The sequence below is a fragment of the Cellulomonas soli genome (assembly GCF_013409305.1).
GTDB lineage: Bacteria > Actinomycetota > Actinomycetes > Actinomycetales > Cellulomonadaceae > Cellulomonas > Cellulomonas soli.
In genome coordinates, this window is the sequence record NZ_JACBZJ010000001.1 from 597853 (window position 1) to 617814 (window position 19962).

General features: G+C 73.6%; 19 protein-coding genes. 16 read left to right on the forward strand and 3 right to left on the reverse strand.

The features are described 5' to 3' along the window. Nucleotides 1–17 precede the first annotated feature (17 nt). Nucleotides 18–1553 carry an aminopeptidase P family protein gene (locus BKA22_RS02630; RefSeq protein WP_146951325.1) on the forward strand — a complete coding sequence of 512 codons (1536 nt, stop codon included), beginning with the start codon at nucleotides 18–20 and terminating at the stop codon, nucleotides 1551–1553. 22 nt (nucleotides 1554–1575) lie between these two features. On the opposite strand, the gene BKA22_RS19540 is transcribed toward BKA22_RS02630, so the two are convergent. The 3 genes from BKA22_RS19540 to BKA22_RS02645 form a co-directional block, all read right to left on the reverse strand. Next, nucleotides 1576–2184 carry a TetR/AcrR family transcriptional regulator gene (locus BKA22_RS19540; protein ID WP_218866489.1) on the reverse strand — a complete coding sequence of 203 codons (609 nt, stop codon included), beginning with the start codon at nucleotides 2182–2184 and terminating at the stop codon, nucleotides 1576–1578. Continuing rightward, nucleotides 2181–2759, reverse strand: a complete 579-nt coding sequence (locus BKA22_RS02640; protein ID WP_146951326.1) for a sugar O-acetyltransferase — start codon at nucleotides 2757–2759, stop codon at nucleotides 2181–2183. The genes BKA22_RS19540 and BKA22_RS02640 overlap by 4 nt, the downstream gene beginning before the upstream one ends. Before the next feature lie 69 nt (nucleotides 2760–2828). Then, complete coding sequence (locus tag BKA22_RS02645; RefSeq protein WP_146951327.1) at nucleotides 2829–3392, reverse strand: YflT domain-containing protein; 564 nt, start codon at nucleotides 3390–3392, stop codon at nucleotides 2829–2831. 70 nt (nucleotides 3393–3462) lie between these two features. On the opposite strand from BKA22_RS02645, the gene BKA22_RS02650 reads away from it, so the two are divergent. The 15 genes from BKA22_RS02650 (at nucleotide 3463) to BKA22_RS02720 (ending at nucleotide 19935) form a co-directional block, all read left to right on the forward strand. Further along, entirely contained in the window at nucleotides 3463–4761 is a 1299-nt protein-coding gene (locus BKA22_RS02650; RefSeq protein WP_146951328.1) for a magnesium transporter MgtE N-terminal domain-containing protein, read from the forward strand. Continuing rightward, entirely contained in the window at nucleotides 4754–5332 is a 579-nt protein-coding gene (locus BKA22_RS02655) for a DUF1003 domain-containing protein (protein WP_146951329.1), read from the forward strand. Before BKA22_RS02650 ends, BKA22_RS02655 begins: the two co-directional genes overlap by 8 nt. 117 nt (nucleotides 5333–5449) lie before the next feature. After that, a complete protein-coding gene (locus tag BKA22_RS02660) occupies nucleotides 5450–6634 on the forward strand; it encodes an Mrp/NBP35 family ATP-binding protein (RefSeq protein WP_146951330.1) in 1185 nt (394 codons plus the stop codon). A 111-nt stretch (nucleotides 6635–6745) separates the two neighbouring features. Continuing rightward, nucleotides 6746–7702, forward strand: coding sequence for a DeoR/GlpR family DNA-binding transcription regulator (locus BKA22_RS02665; RefSeq protein ID WP_146951331.1), 957 nt, complete (start codon nucleotides 6746–6748; stop codon nucleotides 7700–7702). 47 nt (nucleotides 7703–7749) lie between these two features. After that, on the forward strand, nucleotides 7750–8946 hold the full coding sequence (gene galT / locus BKA22_RS02670) for a galactose-1-phosphate uridylyltransferase (protein WP_146951542.1): 1197 nt from the start codon (nucleotides 7750–7752) through the stop codon (nucleotides 8944–8946). Continuing rightward, on the forward strand, nucleotides 8943–10166 hold the full coding sequence (gene galK / locus BKA22_RS02675) for a galactokinase (protein ID WP_146951332.1): 1224 nt from the start codon (nucleotides 8943–8945) through the stop codon (nucleotides 10164–10166). Before galT ends, galK begins: the two co-directional genes overlap by 4 nt. Before the next feature lie 166 nt (nucleotides 10167–10332). Then, nucleotides 10333–11370 (forward strand): efflux RND transporter periplasmic adaptor subunit, encoded by a 1038-nt coding sequence (locus BKA22_RS02680; protein WP_146951333.1) that lies wholly within the window; start codon nucleotides 10333–10335, stop codon nucleotides 11368–11370. After that, nucleotides 11367–12170 (forward strand): ABC transporter ATP-binding protein, encoded by an 804-nt coding sequence (locus tag BKA22_RS02685; protein WP_146951334.1) that lies wholly within the window; start codon nucleotides 11367–11369, stop codon nucleotides 12168–12170. The genes BKA22_RS02680 and BKA22_RS02685 overlap by 4 nt, the downstream gene beginning before the upstream one ends. Next, entirely contained in the window at nucleotides 12167–13375 is a 1209-nt protein-coding gene (locus BKA22_RS02690) for an ABC transporter permease (protein WP_146951335.1), read from the forward strand. The genes BKA22_RS02685 and BKA22_RS02690 overlap by 4 nt, the downstream gene beginning before the upstream one ends. A gap of 46 nt (nucleotides 13376–13421) precedes the next feature. Continuing rightward, nucleotides 13422–14234, forward strand: coding sequence for a hypothetical protein (locus BKA22_RS02695; RefSeq protein WP_146951336.1), 813 nt, complete (start codon nucleotides 13422–13424; stop codon nucleotides 14232–14234). Continuing rightward, nucleotides 14210–15193 (forward strand): hypothetical protein, encoded by a 984-nt coding sequence (locus tag BKA22_RS02700; RefSeq protein ID WP_146951337.1) that lies wholly within the window; start codon nucleotides 14210–14212, stop codon nucleotides 15191–15193. The genes BKA22_RS02695 and BKA22_RS02700 overlap by 25 nt, the downstream gene beginning before the upstream one ends. A gap of 209 nt (nucleotides 15194–15402) precedes the next feature. Next, nucleotides 15403–16377, forward strand: a complete 975-nt coding sequence (locus BKA22_RS02705; RefSeq protein ID WP_146951338.1) for a hypothetical protein — start codon at nucleotides 15403–15405, stop codon at nucleotides 16375–16377. Further along, nucleotides 16374–17978 carry an efflux RND transporter periplasmic adaptor subunit gene (locus BKA22_RS02710; RefSeq protein WP_146951339.1) on the forward strand — a complete coding sequence of 535 codons (1605 nt, stop codon included), beginning with the start codon at nucleotides 16374–16376 and terminating at the stop codon, nucleotides 17976–17978. Before BKA22_RS02705 ends, BKA22_RS02710 begins: the two co-directional genes overlap by 4 nt. Next, complete coding sequence (locus BKA22_RS02715; protein WP_146951340.1) at nucleotides 17975–18694, forward strand: ABC transporter ATP-binding protein; 720 nt, start codon at nucleotides 17975–17977, stop codon at nucleotides 18692–18694. Before BKA22_RS02710 ends, BKA22_RS02715 begins: the two co-directional genes overlap by 4 nt. Further along, complete coding sequence (locus tag BKA22_RS02720; protein WP_146951341.1) at nucleotides 18691–19935, forward strand: ABC transporter permease; 1245 nt, start codon at nucleotides 18691–18693, stop codon at nucleotides 19933–19935. The genes BKA22_RS02715 and BKA22_RS02720 overlap by 4 nt, the downstream gene beginning before the upstream one ends. Nucleotides 19936–19962: the final 27 nt, after the last annotated feature.

Sequence of the window (19962 nt, forward strand, 5' to 3'; positions counted from 1 at the left end):
GGTGGGAAGATGGCCCGATGACCCAGGACGACACCAGCACCCCGCGCACGCCCGACGACGAGCAGTCGCTGGCGAGCCGGGGCCAGAACCGGTCGCAGCGCCCGACGTCCTCCACGTTCGTCGACTTCGTCACCTCGGGCTGGGGCGAGCGTGCCGCCACCGGCACCGAGCGCTCCGCTGCGGCCGACCACACGGCGGCCCGGCGCTCGCGGCTGTCGGCGCAGTTCCCGGGCGAGCGGCTCGTGGTGCCCGCCGGGACGTTCCGGGTGCGGTCCAACGACACCGACCACCGGTTCCGCCCGCACTCGGCGTTCGCGCACCTGACCGGCCTGGGCATGGAGCAGGAGCCCGACGCCGTGCTGGTGCTGCACCCGGTCGAGGACGGCACGGGTGACGACGGGTCCGCGCACCACGCCGTGCTGTACATGCGTCCGCTGGCCGGTCGCGACACGGTCGAGTTCTTCTCCGACTCCCGCTACGGCGAGTTCTGGGTCGGCGCCCGCCCGACGCTCGAGGACCTCGAGACGCTCACCGGCATCAGCACCGCGCACCTGGACGGCCTGCGGGACGCGATCGCCAAGGACGCGGGCGAGGACGGCGTGCAGGTGCGCGTCGTGCCAGGGGTCGACGAGAGCGTCGAGGCGGTCGTCGAGGAGATCCGGCAGACCGAGGCCGCGGGCGAGCGCGACGAGAAGCTCGCGGAGGCCCTGTCCGAGCTGCGCCTGCTCAAGGACGCGTGGGAGGTCGAGCAGCTGCGGCTCGCGGTCGACACCACGATCGACGGCTTCGAGAAGGTCGTCCGGGCTCTGCCGGACGCGCTCGTGCACCGACGCGGCGAACGGGTCATCGAGGGCACGTTCCTGGGCCACGCCCGGCTCGAGGGCAACGACGTGGGCTACGAGACGATCGCCGCGGCGGGCGAGCACGCGACAACGCTGCACTGGACCGACAACGACGGCCTGGTGACCTCCGGTCAGCTCGTCCTGGTCGACGCCGGCGTGGAGGTCGACTCGCTCTACACGGCCGACGTGACCCGCACGCTGCCCGTCGACGGCACGTTCACCGAGGTGCAGCGCCGCATCTACCAGGCCGTGCTCGACGCCGCCGACGCCGCGTTCGCGGTCGCCGTGCCCGGGTCGCGGTTCAGCGACGTGCACGCCGCAGCGATGCAGGTGATCGCCGACCGCCTCGCGCAGTGGGGCCTGCTCCCGGTGACGGCCGAGGAGTCGCTGCAGCCGGACAACCAGCACCACCGCCGCTGGATGGTGCACGGCACGAGCCACCACCTGGGCCTGGACGTGCACGACTGCGCACAGGCCCGCAAGGAGCTCTACCTCGACGCGATCATCGAACCCGGCATGGTGTTCACGATCGAGCCGGGCCTGTACTTCAAGTCGGACGACCTGCTCGTGCCCGAGGAGTTCCGGGGCATCGGCGTGCGCATCGAGGACGACGTGCTGGTGACGGCCGACGGGAACGTGAACCTGTCGGGCGCGCTGCCGCGTGACCCGGACGCGGTCGAGGCGTGGATGGCCGGGCTGCTGGGTCGCTGACCCGGTCCGCTCCCGGCCGTCGTCAGCCGACGAGCCGTCCGACGAGGGCGCGCACCCGTTGAGCGTCGAACGGCTCGGTCGACAGCACGGTGTGCAGCACGAGCCCCTCGACGACCGCGTCGAGCGCGCGGGCGGAGGTCGGGTCGACGTGCTGCTCGAGCGCACGCCGGCTGCGCTGCATCCAGGCCTGCGTGAGCTGACGGAACTCGGGTCGTCGGGCGGCGAGCGCGTACAGCTCGAGCGCGAGCACGAGGTCGCGCGGGTGCTCGACGGTCTCCTCGCACACGAGGCGGGCGATCCGGTCGGCGACGTCACCCCCGGCGGACTGCGCCATCGACGCCTCGTACCGGGTGGCCGCGGCGTCGGCGTGCCGTTCGAACGCGAGCCGCAGCACCTCGTCGAGGTCGGCGAAGTGGTAGGTCATCGAGCCGAGCGGCACGTCGGCCGCGGCGGCGACCCGTCGGTGGGTGGTGCCGGCGACGCCGTGCTCGGCGATGACGTCGAGCGCGGCGTCGAGGATGCGGTCGCGACGACCGGGGTCGTGCCGCCGCGCGGCCCGCGCGGGCCGGGCCACGGGGGCGTCGCCGGGGCCCTCACCCACGGGAGCGTCGCTCGCGGGGCCCTCGCTCACGGGGTCACGGTTCGGACGACCCGGGCCGGGTTGCCCACCGCGACGACGTTCGCGGGCAGGTCCCGGGTGACGACGGACCCTGCGCCGACGACCGTGTTCTCGCCGATGGTCACGCCGGGGCAGACGATCACGCCGCCGCCGAGCCAGACGTTGTCACCGATGACGATCGGCCGGGCGGCCTCCCACTTGGCGCGGCGCGGCTCGGGCTCGACCGGGTGCGTCGGGGTGAGCAGCTGGACGTGCGGCCCGATCTGCACGTCGTCGCCGATGGTGATGGGCGCGACGTCGAGCGCGGTGAGACCGAAGTTCGCGAAGCAGCGGGCCCCGACGGTGATCTGCGTGCCGTAGTCCACGAAGAACGGGGGCCGGATCTCGGTGCCCTCCCCCACCGAGCCGAGCAGCTCGCTCAGCAGCCGGCGGCGCAGCGGACCCTGCCGCACCGTGGTGGCGTTGAAGGCGTCCATCAGGTCGAGGGCGCGGGCGTTGGCCTCGCCGAGCTCGGGGTCGTCCGCGAGGTAGAGGTCGCCCGCGAGCATGCGCTCGCGCATGGATCGGGTGTCGTCGGTCGTCGTCATGTGTACAAACGTACACAACGGAGCGGTCCGCGGTGCCGGAACGGCCGACGACCCGGGGTGCGCGAGAGGTCAGTCGTGCGGCTCGGCAGGCGGCGCGGGCGGCGCGGGCTGTGCAGGCGGCGTGGGCACTGCCGCACCCCACACCGACGTCACCCCACCCACCTGCGCGAGCAGCTGCCGCGCCGCGTTCGCCTTCTCGGACCGGCACAGCACCGAGTACGTCGCCGCCACGATCTGGCTGGAGGACGTGAAGTCCCGCTTGCCGCCGGAGAACGAGTACGTGACCACCGAGAGGATCAGCCCGAACGCCCCGCCGATGAGGATCGCCGCCGGCAGCAACGAGTTCGACCCCGGCGAGGAGAACAAGCTGAGCAGCAGCCCGACGAACAGGCCGAACCACGCCCCGGACAGGAACCCGCCGAGCGCGGCGCGCGGGTACGACAGCCGACCCGTCACGCGCTCGACCATGCGCAGGTCGGTGCCGACGATCGTGACCAGCTGCACCGGGAACTGGTGGTCGGCCAGGTGGTCGACGGCCTTCTGCGCCTCGAGGTAGGTGCCGTAGACCGCCACCGTCTCGCCCTGCGGCAGCGTGGGGGCCTTGGGGACGCGGGTGGTTCCGGAGAACGCCATGCCCTCGATCCTCTCCCAGGTCAGCGTGGGGCGCCATCCTCCTGCCGACCGCGCGTCTAGGCTGACGCCCGTGAGCAGCGTCGGGAGCAGGGTCTTCGTCGCGCGCCTCGCCGGGACCACCGTGTTCGACCCCCTGGGCGACCAGGTCGGGCGGGTGCGCGACGTCGTCGTGCTCGTGCGGCCGAAGGGTGCGCCGAGGGCGGTCGGCCTCGTCGTGGAGGTGCCCGGCCGGCGACGCGTGTTCCTGCCGCTCACCCGCGTGACGGCGGTCGACGCCGGCCAGGTGATCTCGACCGGCCTGGTCAACATGCGCAGGTTCGAGCAGCGCGTGCACGAGACCCTCGTCGTCGGCGAGCTGCTGGACCGCACGGTCGAGCTGGTCGACGGCTCCGGGGCCGGCTCGGTCGAGGACGTCGCGATCGAGCTGCAGCGCAACGGCGACTGGGTCGTGACCAAGGTCTTCGTGCGCCGCAAGACCCCCGGCAAGTCCGGTCTGCTGCGTCGCCGCGGCGAGACCGTGCTCGTCGACGTCGGTGCGGTCACCGGCCTGGCGCGTGCCTCGGCCGCGCAGGGTGCCGAGCTGCTGCTCGCCCAGTACGAGGACCTCAAGCCGGCGGACCTGGCCGACGTGCTGCACGACCTGGGCACGACCCGCCGTCTCGAGGTCGCCACCGCCCTGGACAACGAGCGCCTCGCGGACGTGCTCGAGGAGCTGCCCGAGGACGACCAGGTGGCGATCCTGCAGGGCCTGGAGATGACGCGTGCGGCCGACGTCCTCGAGGCGATGCAGCCCGACGACGCGGCCGACCTGCTCGGTGAGCTGCCCGACGAGCAGGCCGCCGAGCTCCTCGAGCTCATGGAGCCCGAGGAGGCGCGCGACGTGCGCCGCCTGCTGGCCTACGAGGACAACACCGCCGGCGGTCTCATGACCACCGAGCCGGTGATCCTCGGCCCCGAGACGCCGATCGCGGCAGCCCTGGCGCACGTGCGCCGCCAGGACCTGGCCCCGGCATTGGCCTCCATGGTCTTCGTCGCCCGGCCACCCCTGGAGACGCCGACCGGTCGGTTCATCGGCGTGGTGCACCTGCAGCGGATGCTGCGCGAGCCCCCGCACGAGGCCATCGGGGCGATCGTCGACACCGACATCGAGGCGATCACGGTCGAGACCCCGCTGCTGAGCGTCACCCGCCAGCTGGCGACCTACAACCTGCTCGCCCTGCCGGTGGTCGACTCCGAGAAGCGGCTGCTCGGCGCGGTGTCGGTCGACGACGTGCTCGACCACCTGCTGCCCGAGGACTGGCGCGAGACCGACGAGGACGACGCACCGGTGGTGACGGCGCCCCCGACGACCGGAGGCGGCCGTGGCTGAGCGCCTGGACACCCCGCGCCTGTCGCGGCGCAAGATCCTGCCGCCGTTCTTCTCCGACCGTGACGCGTTCGGCAAGATCTCCGAGTCGATCGCACGGTTCATGGGCACGCCGCGGTTCATCCTCTGGCTGACCATGTTCTGCCTCGTGTGGATCAGCTGGAACGCCTGGGGACCGGAGGCGCTGCGCTTCGACAAGGCCGCCAACGGCTTCACTGCGCTGACCCTCATGCTGTCGCTGCAGGCCTCGTACGCCGCGCCGCTGATCCTGCTCGCGCAGAACCGGCAGACCGACCGCGACCGCGTCACCGCCGAGCAGGACCGGCAGCGGGCCGAGCGGAACCTCGCGGACACCGAGTTCCTCGCCCGGGAGATGGCCTCGCTGCGCATCGCCCTGTCCGAGGTCGCCACGCGCGACTTCGTGCGCTCCGAGCTGCGCAACCTGCTGGAGGACCTGGCCGAGGAGCGTGAGGCGGTCCGCGGCACACCACGGGAGACGCCGCGCGACCTCGGCGGCACGAACGGCCGGGACGACGGGCACGACGAGCGGGCCCCGGGGCCGACCGACCGCTGAGTCGACCGACCGCCGAGCCGACCGGGTCGGCGCCGAGCCCGCAGGACGGCACGCCTGCGGGGACCCGACGGGTTTCCCACGGCCGACCGGTCGCGGGCCGCGACCTACGATGGGGCCATGCCCGATGGTTCTGCTGCCGACGCACGCCCCGACACGGACGGTCCCGACCTGCTCGCCGCAGCGGTCCGTGCGGCCCTCGCCACGGTCCTCGACCCGGAGATCCGGCGTCCGATCACCGAGCTGGGCATGATCCGCTCGGTCGACGTCACCGACGGGGCGGCCGGCACCGGCGCGCACGTGGTCGTCGGCCTCGACCTGACCACGCCCGGCTGCCCGCTCAAGGACACGCTGGACCGGGACGTGACGGCCGCCGTCCGGACCGTCGACGGCGTCGCCTCCGTGGCGGTGTCGATGGGCGTGATGTCGGCCGAGCAGCGCCAGGCGCTGCGCGTCCTGCTGCGGGGCACGGACGCGGAACCGGTCATCCCGTTCGCGCAGCCCGGTTCGCTGACCAAGGTCTTCGCGATCGCCTCCGGCAAGGGCGGGGTCGGCAAGTCGTCGGTCACCGCGAACCTCGCGGTGTCGATGGCGGCCGACGGCCTGCGGGTCGGGGTCGTGGACGCGGACATCTACGGCTTCTCGATCCCGCGCATGCTGGGCGTGGACCGACCGCCGACGAAGGTCGACGACATGCTGCTGCCGCCGATCGCGCACGGCGTGAAGGTCGTCTCGATCGGCATGTTCGTGCCGGCCGGGCAGCCTGTGGTGTGGCGCGGGCCGATGCTGCACCGCGCGCTGCAGCAGTTCCTCGCGGACGTGTTCTGGGGCGACCTGGACGTGCTGCTGCTCGACCTGCCGCCCGGGACGGGTGACATCGCGATCTCGGTGGCCCAGCTGCTGCCGGGCTCGCAGATCGTCGTGGTGACCACACCGCAGGTCGCCGCCGCCGAGGTGGCCGAGCGCGCCGGCTCGGTGGCCGTGCAGACGCGCCAGCACGTGGTCGGCGTGGTGGAGAACATGGCCTGGCTGGACCAGCCGGACGGCTCGCGGCTGGAGCTGTTCGGCTCGGGCGGCGGGCAGCGGGTGGCGCAGAACCTGTCGACGCTGACCGGGACGAGCGTGCCGGTGCTGGGCCAGGTGCCGCTCGACGTGCGGGTCCGCGAGGCCGGGGACGGGGGCACGCCCGTGGTGCTGAGCGACCCGGGCTCGACGGGTGCGCTCGCCATGCGCGCGATCGCCCGCCAGCTCGCCTCGCAGCAGCGAGGTCTGGCCGGACGGGCGTTGGGGCTCTCCCCCGTCTGATGCCCGACTGACCTGCAGGATCGGGGTGCTGCGCCCCGTCCCGCACATCGTCGAACACACCCGCACGTCCGGCCTGTTGGTTCTTGTTCGTTTCTGGCGCATACTGGTGACGTGCTCGCGAGTCAACGGCAGGACCGCATCCTCGCCGACGTGCGCACGCACGGAGCCGTCCGCGTCGCCGACCTCGTCGAGCAGCTCGACGTCTCCGACATGACGATCCGGCGCGACATCGCCGAGCTGGCCCGCGCCGGGCTCGTCCGTCGCGTGCACGGCGGTGCCGTCGCGGGCGACGCCGGGCTGCCCAGCCGCCCCACCGACGAACCCGGGTTCGAGGCCAAGCGCGGTCACGCCCAGGCCGAGAAGCAGGCCATCGCCCGCGCGGCCGCCGCCGGCATCGAACCCGGTCAGGCCGTCGCGATCTCCGCCGGGACCACGACCTACCTCCTCGCCGAGGCCATCGCCGCCGACCCCGCCCTGCGACCGCTGACCGTCGTGACCAACGCCCCGCGCGTCGCCGACCTCCTGCACCACGCCCCCACGGGGAACGGGCCGCTCGAGGTCATCCTCACCGGCGGCACCCGCACCCCGTCCGACGCGCTCGTCGGGCCCGTCGCCGAGGCCGCGCTCGCCGGGCTGCGGGTCGACCGGGCGTTCCTGGGCGTGCACGGCCTCGACGCCGACGGGGTCACCACGCCCAACCTCGCCGAGGCAGCCGCCGACCGTGCCCTGGCCGCCTGCGCGACCACCACGACCGTGCTCGCCGACCACACCAAGTGGGGCGTCGTCGGGCTCGCACGCATCGTGCCGCTCGACCAGGTCGACACCCTGGTCACCGACGCGCTCCTGCCCGCCTCGGCCCGCGCCACGCTGCGCGAGGCCGTCGGCGAGCTCGTCGTCGTGACCACCGACGCACCCGCGGCGGTCCCTGCCGTCCCCGAACCCGCAGTCCCCGAACCTGCTCTCCCTGAACCCGGCGAGGCCGCACCCGCGGTCGACCCGCACCCGCAGGGCCGCCCTGCACCCGTCCCCTCCCGCACCACCGACACCACCCCCGGAGACCCCCGGTGACCAGTCCTGGCCCCGCACAGCCCACGCAGCCCCCGCAGACCTCGGTCCTGCTCCCCACCGGCGACGACGCCGTCCGCGTGACACCCACGCGGCTGGCCGACGGCCGCGAGCTGCTCTACTTCGACGACACGCAGGCCTACGTCTCCGGCGCGCAGACCCGCCGCCTCGACGACCCCCGCCCGCTGCCCGACAGGTTCGCGCCGGTCGTCGGCGAGGACGGCGTGGCCCGCCCCGTCACCGGGCCCGAGCTGCGCCGCGACCCGCTCACCGGCGAGTGGATCGCGATGGCGGCGCACCGCATGAACCGCACGTTCCTGCCGCCCGCCGACGCCAACCCGCTCGCCCCCGCCAAGCCCGGCGCGGCGTACCAGGACGGCGAGATCCCGGCCGAGGACTACGACGTCGTCGTCTTCGAGAACCGCTTCCCCTCGCTCATGGCCGTGCCCGGTGAGAGCGACGCGACGACGCTGCGCGACGGCGAGGAGGTCTGGCCCGTGCGCCCGGCCGCCGGCCGCTGCGAGGTCATCTGCTTCTCCGCCGACGCCAACGCCTCGCTGGCCACCGTCACCCCGCGTCGCATGCGGACCGTCATCGAGGCCTGGGCGCACCGCACGGAGGCGCTCAACGCGCTGCCCGGGATCGAGCAGGTCTTCGCGTTCGAGAACCGCGGCAAGGAGATCGGCGTCACGCTGCACCACCCGCACGGCCAGATCTACGCGTTCCCGTACCTGACACCCCGGGCGCAGGCGATGCTGACCCAGGCCCGCGAGCACCGCGAGCGCACCGGACGCCTGCTCGGCGCCGACGTCCTGGCCGCCGAGCTCGCGCACGGCGAGCGGATCGTGCTCGAGTCCGAGCACTGGGTGGCCTACGTGCCGTTCGCTGCGAAGTGGCCCGTCGAGGTGCACCTGGCCCCGCGGCGCGACGTGCCCGACCTGCCGGCGCTGACCGACGCCGAGCGGGCCGACCTGGCCGTGACCTACCTGCGGCTGCTCGGCGTGCTCGACCGCTTCTTCGAGACCGACGACGGCGAGCCGATCCCGCTGCCCTACATCTCCGGCTGGCAGCAAGCCCCCGCCCGCGAGGGTCGGGACGACTGGCGCCTGCACCTGCAGGTGTTCTCGGTGCTGCGCGCCCCGAACAAGCTGAAGTACCTCGCGGGTGTCGAGTCCGGCCAGTCCGCGTGGATCTCCGACACGACCCCCGAGCGCATCGCGACCCGACTGCAGGAGCTGACCCGATGAGCGTGCCCACCTGGATCGACGCCTGGACGCTCGAGGACGGGGCAGCGCGGGTCCGCGCCCGGTTCGCCGAGGTCTTCGACGGGGAGCCCGACGGCGTCTGGTCGGCGCCCGGTCGCGTCAACCTCATCGGTGAGCACACCGACTACAACGGGGGCCTCGCGCTGCCGATCGCGCTGCCGCACCGCACGTACGTCGCCCTGCGCTCGCGCCCGGACGACGTCGTCCGCCTGGTGTCCGGGCAGGAGCAGGGCTCCCGCGAGGTGGACCTGTCCACGGTCGCGCCCGGGACGGTCGAGGGGTGGCCGTCGTACGTCGCCGGGCTGGCCTGGGCGCTGCGGCAGGCCGGCTACGCGGTGAGCGGCTTCGACGCGGTCGTCGACTCGTGCGTGCCGTACGGCTCGGGCCTGTCGTCCTCGGCGGCGCTGGAGTCCGCGTTCGCTGTCGCGCTCGACGCGGTGCACGGGCTCGGACTGGCCGGGACGGCCGACGCACCGGACGACGCCGGGCGTGCCGTGCTGGCGGACGCCTGCGTCCGGGCGGAGAACGAGATCGCCGGCGCGCCGACGGGTGGCATGGACCAGGCGGCCTCGCTGCGCGCCCGCGCCGGTCACGCGCTGCTGCTGGACTGCCTGGACGGTTCCGTCCGTCAGGAGCCCTTCGACCTCGCGGCGCACGACCTGGCGCTGCTGGTCGTGGACACCAAGGCCGAGCACTCGCACGCCACCGGCGAGTACGGCGTGCGCCGCGCCAGCTGCGAGGCCGCCGCGGTCCGACTGGGCGTCGGCACGCTGCGCGAGATCACGCCCGAGCTCCTGCCGCAGGCGCTCGAGCGTCTCGCCGACGGCTCCGCCGAGGGCGACGTGCAGGTGCGGCGCGTGCGGCACGTGGTCACGGAGATCGCCCGGGTCGTCGACTTCGTCGCCGAGCTCGAGGCGGGCCGACCCGGAGGCGTCGGTGCGCTCATGGACGCCTCGCACGTCTCGCTGCGTGACGACTACGAGGTCACGTGCCGCGAGCTCGACCTGACCGTCGAGACCGCCCGTGCGGCAGGCGCCATCGGCGCCCGGATGACCGGCGGCGGGTTCGGCGGATCGGCGATCGCCCTGGTCGAGGCCTCCGCGGTCGAGCACGTGGCCGGCGCGGTGGCGGACGCCTTCGCGACCGCCGGGCTGCACGCACCGGCCTTCCTCGTCGCGACGCCCGCCGCACCGGCCTCCTGACGGACCACGCGGGAGAGCCGCCCCCGCCAGGCGACGCGCCTCGCGGGGGCGGCAGGCTCCGACCTGCGAGGTCGTGCTCCGGAACGGCTCCGCGGGCCACGGTGCGCAGGTAGCCTCCAGGCATCGGGAAGCAGGGGGCTGCCCGTGCACCGTCGCGAGGAGCACCGTGGGCGTCACCCGTCGGATCATCTTTCCCACCCTCCGTCTGCTCGTCTGGACCGTCATCGCCGTCGCCCTGGTCAAGCTCGCGTTCGCGGGCGCCGACGTGAGCACGGCCGACGACGCGCTCCAGCCCACGGGCCAGGTCGTCGAGCCGACCGTCCAGGTGACGACCGGCACCGTGACCAACGCCGTGAGCGTCCAGGCCGTCGTGCAGGCCGACCCCGCGACCGACGTGCGTGCGACCCTCGCCGGCACCGTCTCGGCCCTGCTCGCGACACCGGGTCAGCACGTGGATGCCGGGACGCCGCTGCTCAAGATCCGCCAGGAGACCCCGCAGGACCCCCTGGTCACGACCGATCCCGCCACGGGTGAGCAGACGACCACGGAGCGCAAGCCCAAGGTCGTCGTCGAGACGGTGACCGCCCCGATCGCCGGCACGCTGACCCTGCCGACGCTGAAGGACCAGACCGTCTCGGTCGGCGACGTCCTCGGCTCGGTCGCCCCCGGCACGTTGTCCGTCAGCGGCACCCTCACGCCGGACCAGCAGTACCGCCTCGTCGGCGCACCGGGCGAGGCATCCGTGACGCTCACCGGCGGACCCGCACCGTTCACCTGCACCGGGCTGCGGCTCGACTCCGGCGCCACCGCGAGCACCCAGCAGGTCGCCGACGACGGCTCGTCACCGAGCACCGGCTCGACGAGCAGCACCGTCGTGTGCGCCGTCCCCGGCGACGTCACCGCGTTCCCCGGGCTGGGCGCGACGATCGAGATCACGAACGGCACGGCGACGGACGCACTGGTCGTCCCCGTGACCTCGGTGCAGGGCTCGTTCAAGACCGGCAACGTCTGGGTCGTCCTGCCGGACGGCACCCAGGAGGAACGGGCCGTGGGGCTCGGCCTGACCGACGGCGAGAACGTCCAGGTCACCGAGGGCCTGGCGGCCGACGACACGATCCTGCAGTTCATCCCGGTGCCAGGAGGTGCCGGCGAGGTCGACTGCTCCGACCCCGCGCAGTACGACCCCACGGTGTGCGGCGGATGAGCCTGCTGTCCCTGACGGACGTCACCCGGACCGTCCGGCTCCCCGACGACTCCCTGCTGCACATCCTGCGCGGCGTGACGTTGTCGGTCGGTGCCGGGGAGCACGTCGCGGTCGTCGGTCGGTCCGGCACGGGCAAGTCGACGCTGCTCAACATCCTCGGGCTGCTCGACGCACCCTCGTCGGGCACGTACCTGCTCGACGACGTGCCGATCGAGCGCCTGTCGCACCGGGTCCGCACCCGCCGACGCGGCCGTGACTTCGGGTTCGTGTTCCAGCAGTTCAACCTGCTGCCGGGACGCACCGCGCTGGAGAACGTCGCCGCCCCGCTGCTCTACGCGCGCGGACGGCAGTTCTGGTCGCGCAACCGCATCGCCGCGCAGATGCTCGAACGGGTCGGTCTCGGCGACCGCCTGGACACCCGGCCCGAGACCCTCTCGGGTGGTGAGCAGCAGCGCGTGGCCATCGCACGAGCCCTGGTGCGCGGACCTCGGGTCATCCTGGCCGACGAGCCGACCGGGGCCCTCGACGTCGAGACCGGCAGCCAGGTCATGGACCTGCTCGACGACGTCGCCGCGCAGACCGGTGCGGCCCTCGTCACGATCACGCACGACCTCGCCGTGGCCGCCCGGGCGCAGCGGCAGTACAGGCTCGCGGACGGTGCACTCGTCCCCATCACGCTCGACGACTCCGGTCGCAGCATCGGGCGCAGCGTCGAGTGGATCGGTGACGTGCCGACCCTCGTCGCCGATCGCGGGGGCCTGTCCGAACGGTTGCTGCCGAGCGCGGAGGCCGGAGCATGAGCGGCCTCGCGGGGGCGCTCGTCGAGGCGTGGGACGAGCTGCGGATCCACAAGCTGCGCGTGCTGCTCGCGCTCATCGGCGTGGCGGCCGCGGTCACCGCGATCACGGGCGTCACCGCGGCCGTGCAGATGCTCACCCAGGGCATGCAGGAGCAGGTCGAGCGCAGCAACGGTCGGCTGGTCTCCCTGAGCCTGGACGCCTGGCCGATGGACGGCGCCGTCGACGCGGACCAGATCTCCACGCTCGAGTCCGCCCAGCAGGTCGTGCTCGAGCGGTACGGCATCACGTACGCGAGCCGGCGCATGTGGGCGCAGAGCGACGTCCGGTTCACCGACGGCACCCAGCCGGTCCAGATGACGGCGGTCGATCCGGCGATGGGCACGCTGTCGCGGATCGTGCCGGAGCAGGGCCGGTGGTTCACCGAGGCGGATGCCGACTCGTTCGCCCCACTGCTCGTCGTGAACGAGTCGTTCCTCACCCGGCTCGGGCTGAGCGACCTGTCGAGCCGTCCCACGGTGCAGATCGGCGCCGACGAGGGGGTGACCGCCACGGTCGTCGGCGTCATCTCCGACACCTGGCAGGGTGCATCACCCGAGGCCTACGTGCTCTACGACCAGACGCAGCGCTGGGCGCTGACCGACGCCGCCTACGGCCTCCAGCCTCCCGGCCTGATGATGTGGGTCCCGGCCGACCAGGCCGACGGGTTGCGTGACGTGATCCCCCGCGACCTGCGCGCGTCGCTGCCGGGCTGGCAGATCAACGTCTCCAGCAACGCCGACGGCGGCGGCATCGGGTTCGACCGTGCCGCACGGTGGGTGGCGCTCGGTGTCGGCGGGTTCGCGCTGCTGCTCGGCGGCCTCGGCCTGCTGAACATCTCCCTGGTGACCGTCCGGCACCGCATCCGTGAGATCGGCATCCGTCGCTCGTTCGGCGCGACGTCGGCCCGGGTCTTCTTCGGCGTCATGCTCGAGTCGGTGGTCGCGACGGTCGTCGCCGGTCTGATCGGCGTGGTCCTCGCGGTCGCCGTGATCAAGAACATCCCGATCGAGCGGGTCTTCGGCACGCCGCTGCAGGACGACCCGCCGTTCCCGGTGTCGGCGGCGCTCATCGGCATGGCGTGCGCGACCGGGGTCGGTGCCCTGGCCGGGCTGATCCCGGCCACGGTCGCCGTGCGGGTCAAGGTCATCGATGCGATCCGCTACTGAGGGACGCCCGCGGGTCGCCGCCGTGCTCCTGACGTGCTGTGCGGTCGTGTCCCTGGGGGCGTGCGCGGCCGACCCCGTGCAGGACGGTCCGACGCCGCTGTGGTCGTACCTGACGCAGTTCTCCGAGCGCGGGACGGCCGAGGCGGAACGCATCAGGGTGGCACAGACGGACCAGGTGGCCGCCTGCATGCACGCGGCCGGCTTCGAGTTCGCCCCCGTGCCCGACGACCTGTGGCAGGTGCAGGCCGTGGCGAGCCCTCCGCGCGACGACGACTGGGTCGAGCAGCACGGCTACGGGCTCACCGAGGGTGCGCCGACGACGACGGTCGAGCACACGCCGAGCCCGAACGACGCGATCGTCGAGGCGTTCACCCCCGCCGAGCGGGAGGCGTACGACCTGGCCCTGACAGGCCCCGACGGGACAGGTGGCTGCGTCGGTGACGCGACCACGTCCGAGCCGGCGTGGTTCGACGACCCCACCTACCGCGAGCTCTTCGAGCAGGCGACCGCGCTGGGCGAGCAGGCCGAGAAGGACCCCGCGGTCGTCTCGGCGGTCGCGACGTGGCGCGAGTGCATGGCCGAGGCAGGCCAGCCCGGGTACGACGACCCGGCCGACGCACGGCTCCAGCTCAGCGAGCGGGTGTCCGACGCCGAGGTCAACGGGCCCGGCACCGTACCGGCGGGCCGGCGCGCGGAGCTGCTCGCCGCGGAGGTCGACGTGGCCGTCGCGGACCGCCGGTGCACGGCCTCCTCGGGTATCGAGGCGGCCCGCACGGCTGCGGTGACCGTGCTGGAGCAGGAGTACGTGGACGAGCACCGCGCGGAGCTCGACGCGTGGCTCCCGGCGGCGCAGCGATGACCCGCGGCGGCACGGCCGTCCGGGACGCCGTCGTGGCGATCGGCGTGCTGGTGCTCGCCGGGTGCTCGCCCGGGACGCCCGGTCCCGACGACCCGGCGGTCAGTGCGTCGCCGGGCGCCGGGACGTCGGCGCGGCACGCAGGCCCCCTGGAGGAGCTGCTCCTGCAGCGCACCGGTGGCGGCGACATCTCGGTCGCCGAGGACCCGGCGGCCGCCGCCGTCGAGCAGACCCGGGTCGTCGAGGAACGGGTCGCCGCCTGCATGACGGCCGCAGGGTTCGAGTACACGCCGCAGGTGCCCGCGGTGGCCGACGTCGTCGTCGGGACGGGTCCCGCCCAGGGCTCGGCGGAGTTCGTCGAGCGGTACGGGTACGGGATCGCGAACCCTCCCCCGGACACGGTCGACGGGATCAGCTGGTCGCTGGAAGGGAGCGACTGGGAGTACGTGTCCTCGCTGTCCGCGGCCGCCAAGGAGGCCTACGACGACGCGCTGTGGGGGCCCGTCACGGCCACCGAGGGTGACGTCGTCACGCGGGAGGGCGGGTGCCGCGACACCGCGTGGCTCGGCCCGACCGGCACCGACGCGTTCGCCGGGCTGTCCGAGGAGGCCTCCGCGTTCCTCGCCGCGCTCGGCGACGACCCCGCGTTCGCGCAGGTCGACACCGCATGGTCCGGCTGCATGTCCGAGCAGGGGTACCTGTACGCCGACCCGGACGCCGCCGTGCAGGACTTCGTCGACCGGTCCACGGCGCTGATCGACCCCGAGACCAGGGTGAGCGACGCCGAGGGCACCGCCGCGCTCGCCGAGGACGAGCTCGCGACGGCAGCTGCGGACCTGGCCTGCCGCGCGCAGACCGGGTACGACGAGGAGCACGCCACGATCGCGGACGAGCTGCAGCAGGAGTGGGTCGACCTGCACCGGACCGAGCTCGACGCCTGGCAGCAGGCGTCCGAGCAGTGAGGCCGTCTCCTCCCCCGGGCGGGCGCCCGCTCCCCCCGAAGGACGATGTGCGCCCACTGTGCGCGCCCTTAGCGTGCATGCCGGAGCCCTGCCTGCCCTCCGACGGCGCTGCGCACCGAACACGGCACACAGCACGTCACGGAGCACGTCACGGCGCACGGCACGAACCAGGGCACGAACTTGTCGACACCTCGAGGAAGGCACGACCCATGACCCGGACCCGCTGGACCGCTGCGACGGTTGCCTGCGCAGCACTGCTGCTCGCCGGCTGCTCCTCCTCCGGCGGTTCCGACGGTGGAGGCAAGCCGGTGACCGCGGAGGAGCGGCAGGACACGCCGCTGACCCAGTACATGACGAAGATCGGCGGGGACCAGCAGTCCGAGGAGGACTACGCGGCCCTGAACGTGAAGTCCGAGGAGTCCGTCGCCGCCTGCATGCTCGCCCTCGGGTTCGAGTACATCCCGGTGGACAACAGCGGCCAGTCGGTGGACCTCACCGGCGACCTCGAGTACACCAGCCGCGAGTACGCCGAGAAGTACGGCTACGGGATGGCGACGACCTACGAGGCGAGCCAGGCCCAGAGCGAGGAGTGGGTCGACCCGAACCAGGACTACGTCTCGGCGATGTCCGAGTCGGAGATGGCGGCGTACTACGAGGCGCTGTACGGGCCGCAGACCGAGTACGTCGAGGGCGAGGAGCCGACCGAGTACGACTGGACGACGGCCGGTTGCCAGGGCGCAGCGCAGCACGAGGTCTTCGGGGACATGACCGCCGCCTACGAGATGGACGAGTTCGCCTCGTTGCAGGAGGAGATGTCGACCCTGTACGAGCAGATGCAGGCGGACCCGGCGTACGACGAGATCGAGACCGCCTGGGCTACGTGCATGGCCGACGCCGGGTACGACTACGCGACGCAGACGGCCGCCACCGAGGACATCAACGAGCAGATGAACGCCGTCTGGGAAGGCGTCGACGGCGAGAGCGCGGACCAGAGCGCGATCGACGCCGGGATCGCCGAGGTCGCCAAGGAGGAGATCAAGGTCGCCACCGCCGACTTCGACTGCCGCGACGAGACCGGGTACGACCGCAAGCAGCTCGACATCCAGATCCGGCTCGAGCAGGCGTTCGTCGACCAGCACAAGGCCGAGCTGGACGCCTGGGTCGCGGCGGCGACGCAGAAGTGAGCGCTCGCGCCCGCGTCGCCGGAAGCCGACGCACGATCATCCTGCTCGCCGTCGTCGCCGTGCTGTCCCTGGTCGCGGGCCTGGGCCTGAGCCGCCTCGTGCAGTCCCCCGGCGCTGCCGCGGCCGAGGCCGCCCCGCCCGCTGCCGGGCCGATCACGGTCCCGGTCGAGCGACGGGTGATCGCGAACGACGTCGTGCTGCGCGGCGACGTCGGCTACGAGGACCCGGTGCCGGTCCGGGTCGAGACCGGTGAGATCGAGGGGCGGGCGGTCGTCACCGGGCAGGTGCCCGCGGTCGGGGCCACCCTCGACGCGACCTCCGTCGCCCTCGAGGTGGCCGGCCGCCCGGTCATCGTGCTCCCGGGCGACCTGCCGACGTACCGCACGCTGCGCGCCGGGGTCTCGGGCCCGGACGTCAGCCAGCTCAAGGCCGCGCTCGGCGCGCTCGGCATCGACGCGGGCGACCCGGCCTCCGACGAGTACGACGCCAAGGCCGCTGCCGGGGTGCGCGCGCTCTACCAGAGGGTCGGCTACGAACCCCCGTCCGCGACCGAGGACCTGGCCGCGGCGGTCAAGGCCGCGCAGCAGGGTGTGACCGCCGCCGAGGAGGACCTCGCGGCCGCGAAGCGCGAGCTCACGACGGCACAGGCCGGACCGACCACCGCGCACCTGACCGAGCTGGACGCGGCCGTGAACGTCGCGCGCGTGACGCTCGAGGACGCCCAGGCGGCGTGCACCGCACCCACCGACGAGGTGCCCTGCGACCGTGCGGGCCTGACCCGCGCGCAGGGCGACCTCGACGTCGCGCTGGCCGCACGGGACGAGGCGGACAACCCTGCCGACACCTCGGCGCAGTCCGCGACCGTCACCTCGGCGTCGTCCCGGCTGACGGAGGCGCGGGCGGACCTGGCGACGGCGAAGCAGGCGACGCTGACGCCGCTGCCGGCCAGCGAGGTCGTGTTCATGGCGGCGCTCCCCCGACGCGTCGACGACGTCACGGTCAAGCGGGGCGGCACGGTGGAGGGTCCGGTGATGAGCGTCTCGGGCGCGACGCTGGAGATCGTGGGCTCGGCGGCGAAGTCGGACGCCGACCTGCTGACGGTCGGTGCCGTCGGCTCGATCCTGCTCGACGACCAGGAGATCCCGGTGAAGGTCACGGCGGTCGCGCCCGAGGAGGCAGCGGACGACGCGACGGACGGCACCCAGGGCGACACGTCCGAGCAGTCCGCCGCGCCCACCGCCGGCCGGTTCGCCATCACGTTCTCGCCCGACGCGCTCACGCCCGAGCAGGTCGTCGCGCTGCAGGGCACGAACGTGCGCATCCGCGTCCCGGTCGGGTCGACGGAGGGCGAGGTCCTGGCCGTGCCGCTCGCCGCCCTGACCGCGGGTCCCGGTGGCGAGTCCCGGGTGGAGCTCTCGCACGGCGAGACGAGCGAGCTCGTGACGGTGACGACCGGCCTGGCCGCGCAGGGGTACGTCGAGATCGCCTCGTCCACACCGGCGCTGGCCGAGGGTGACCTCGTCGTGGTGGGCATCACGGGGTCCGACCCGTCGTCGGCGGGCGACGAGGCGACCGCAGGTGAGGACGGTTCCGACGCATGAGCGTCCTCGACGTGCTGGCCGAGCCCGAGCTCGGCACCGACCCGTCGGCCGTCATCGAGCTCGTCGACCTGGCCCGTCAGTTCCCCGGCGACCCGCCCGTGCACGCGCTGCACCCCTCGAACCTGCGGGTCGCGGCAGGTGAGTACGTCTCGGTGATCGGGCCGTCGGGTTCGGGCAAGTCGACGCTCCTGCACCTGCTGGGCCTGCTCGACCGGCCCACCGAGGGCGAGTACCTGCTGGCCGGGGTGCCGACCTCACGGGCGAGCGAGCGGGACCGCGCGGCGCTGCGCGCCGGGGTCATCGGCTTCGTGTTCCAGGCGTTCCACCTGCTCCCGCACCGCAGCGTGCTGGAGAACGTGCTGCTGGCCACCCTGTACTCGGGCGTGCCGCGCGGGGAACGGCGGGAGCGGGCGCTCGCCGCCCTCGACCGCGTGCACCTGGGGCACCGCGTGGACTTCCTGCCGACGGTGCTGTCCGGCGGCGAACGGCAGCGGGTGGCCGTGGCACGCGCGGTCGTCGCCCAGCCGCACGTCCTGCTGGCCGACGAGCCGACCGGCAACCTGGACTCGGAGAACTCGGCGAGCGTGCTCGACCTGTTCGACGAGCTGCACCGCGACGGCCTGACGCTCCTGGTGATCACGCACGACGCGGCCGTCTCGGCCCGTGCGCAGCGCCGCGTCCGGATCGCCGACGGCCGTCTGACGGAGATGCCGTGAAGGGCCTGCCCCGACCATCGCGTCGCGACCGGTTCGGTGCGCAGGACCTGCTCGCCGAGGCGTCCGCCGGGATCGGTGCGCGTCCGGGGCGCCTGCTGCTCACGATCCTCGGGACCGTGCTGGGCATCGCCTCGGTCGTGGTGACGATCGGGCTCGCGCAGACCGCGGCCGGCCAGATCAACAAGCAGTTCGACGCCGTCGCGGCCACGCAGGCCATGGCGAAGCCGTCGACGTCCCGCGGGTGGGACGGCACGGAGCGGGCCACGAGCGCCCTGCCGTGGGACGCCGCGGACCGCGCGGCCAGGCTCGCGGGCGTCGAGGCGGCCGGGACGGTCGCCACGGTGGACGTCGGCGACGCCACGGTGACGACGGTGCCGGTCAACGACCCCTCGCAGCCGCCGGTCACGGCTCCCAAGGTCCTGGCGACCTCCGCCGGGCTGCTCGAGGCCGTGCAGGGCAGGGTCGTCACCGGCCGGTACTTCGACGAGGGGCACGACGCCCGGGGCGACCGGGTCGTGGTGCTCGGCGCCCGGGCGGCGCAGCGGCTCGGGGTGAGCCGGGTGGACACGCAGCCGTCGGTGTTCATCGGCGAGCGGGCCTACCAGGTGATCGGCATCATCGATGACGTCCTGCGTCGTTCGGACCTGCTCGACGCCGTGGTGATGCCGATGGGCACGGCCCGGACCGACTACGGCCTCACGGCGGCCGAGGAGCTCCACCTGCACGTCGCGGTGGGTTCCGGCCCGGTGATCGGCCAGCAGCTGCCGATCGCGCTCGACCCGAACGACCCGGAGACCGTGCAGGTCCAGGTCCCGCCGTCGACGTCGGCCGTGCGGGAGTCGGTGCAGGCCGACGTGAACACGATCTTCCTGGCTCTCGGTGGGGTGGCCCTGCTGATCGGCGGCGTCGGGATCGCGAACGTCACGCTGCTGTCGGTGATGGAACGGGCCGGTGAGATCGGCCTGCGCCGGGCGCTGGGCGCGACCAAGCGGGACATCGCGGCCCAGTTCATGCTCGAGTCGGTCGTGATCGGCCTGCTCGGCGGGCTCGTCGGCGCCGCGCTCGGTGTGGCGGCGGTGGTCTCGGTCTCGGCGGCCCAGCAGTGGACGCCGCTGCTGGACCTGCCCGTCGTGGGCGCCGCGGCCCTGGCCGGTGGTGCGATCGGTCTGGCGGCCGGCGTGTACCCGGCGCTGAAGGCGGCGTCAGTCGAGCCGATCACGGCGCTGCGCGGCGGGGTCTGACCTCTCCGCCCGGGTGCCGGTCGGCGT

What these genes read in the sequence shown, in the direction of transcription:
- BKA22_RS02630 (WP_146951325.1), top strand. Translation starts at nt 18, where the DNA reads ATGACCCAGGACGACACCAGCACCCCGCGCACGCCCGACGACGAGCAG.
- BKA22_RS02640 (WP_146951326.1), bottom strand. Translation starts at nt 2,759, where the DNA reads ATGACGACGACCGACGACACCCGATCCATGCGCGAGCGCATGCTCGCG.
- BKA22_RS02645 (WP_146951327.1), bottom strand. Translation starts at nt 3,392, where the DNA reads ATGGCGTTCTCCGGAACCACCCGCGTCCCCAAGGCCCCCACGCTGCCG.
- BKA22_RS02660 (WP_146951330.1), top strand. Translation starts at nt 5,450, where the DNA reads ATGCCCGATGGTTCTGCTGCCGACGCACGCCCCGACACGGACGGTCCC.
- galK (WP_146951332.1), top strand. Translation starts at nt 8,943, where the DNA reads ATGAGCGTGCCCACCTGGATCGACGCCTGGACGCTCGAGGACGGGGCA.
- BKA22_RS02685 (WP_146951334.1), top strand. Translation starts at nt 11,367, where the DNA reads ATGAGCCTGCTGTCCCTGACGGACGTCACCCGGACCGTCCGGCTCCCC.
- BKA22_RS02690 (WP_146951335.1), top strand. Translation starts at nt 12,167, where the DNA reads ATGAGCGGCCTCGCGGGGGCGCTCGTCGAGGCGTGGGACGAGCTGCGG.
- BKA22_RS02705 (WP_146951338.1), top strand. Translation starts at nt 15,403, where the DNA reads ATGACCCGGACCCGCTGGACCGCTGCGACGGTTGCCTGCGCAGCACTG.
- BKA22_RS02715 (WP_146951340.1), top strand. Translation starts at nt 17,975, where the DNA reads ATGAGCGTCCTCGACGTGCTGGCCGAGCCCGAGCTCGGCACCGACCCG.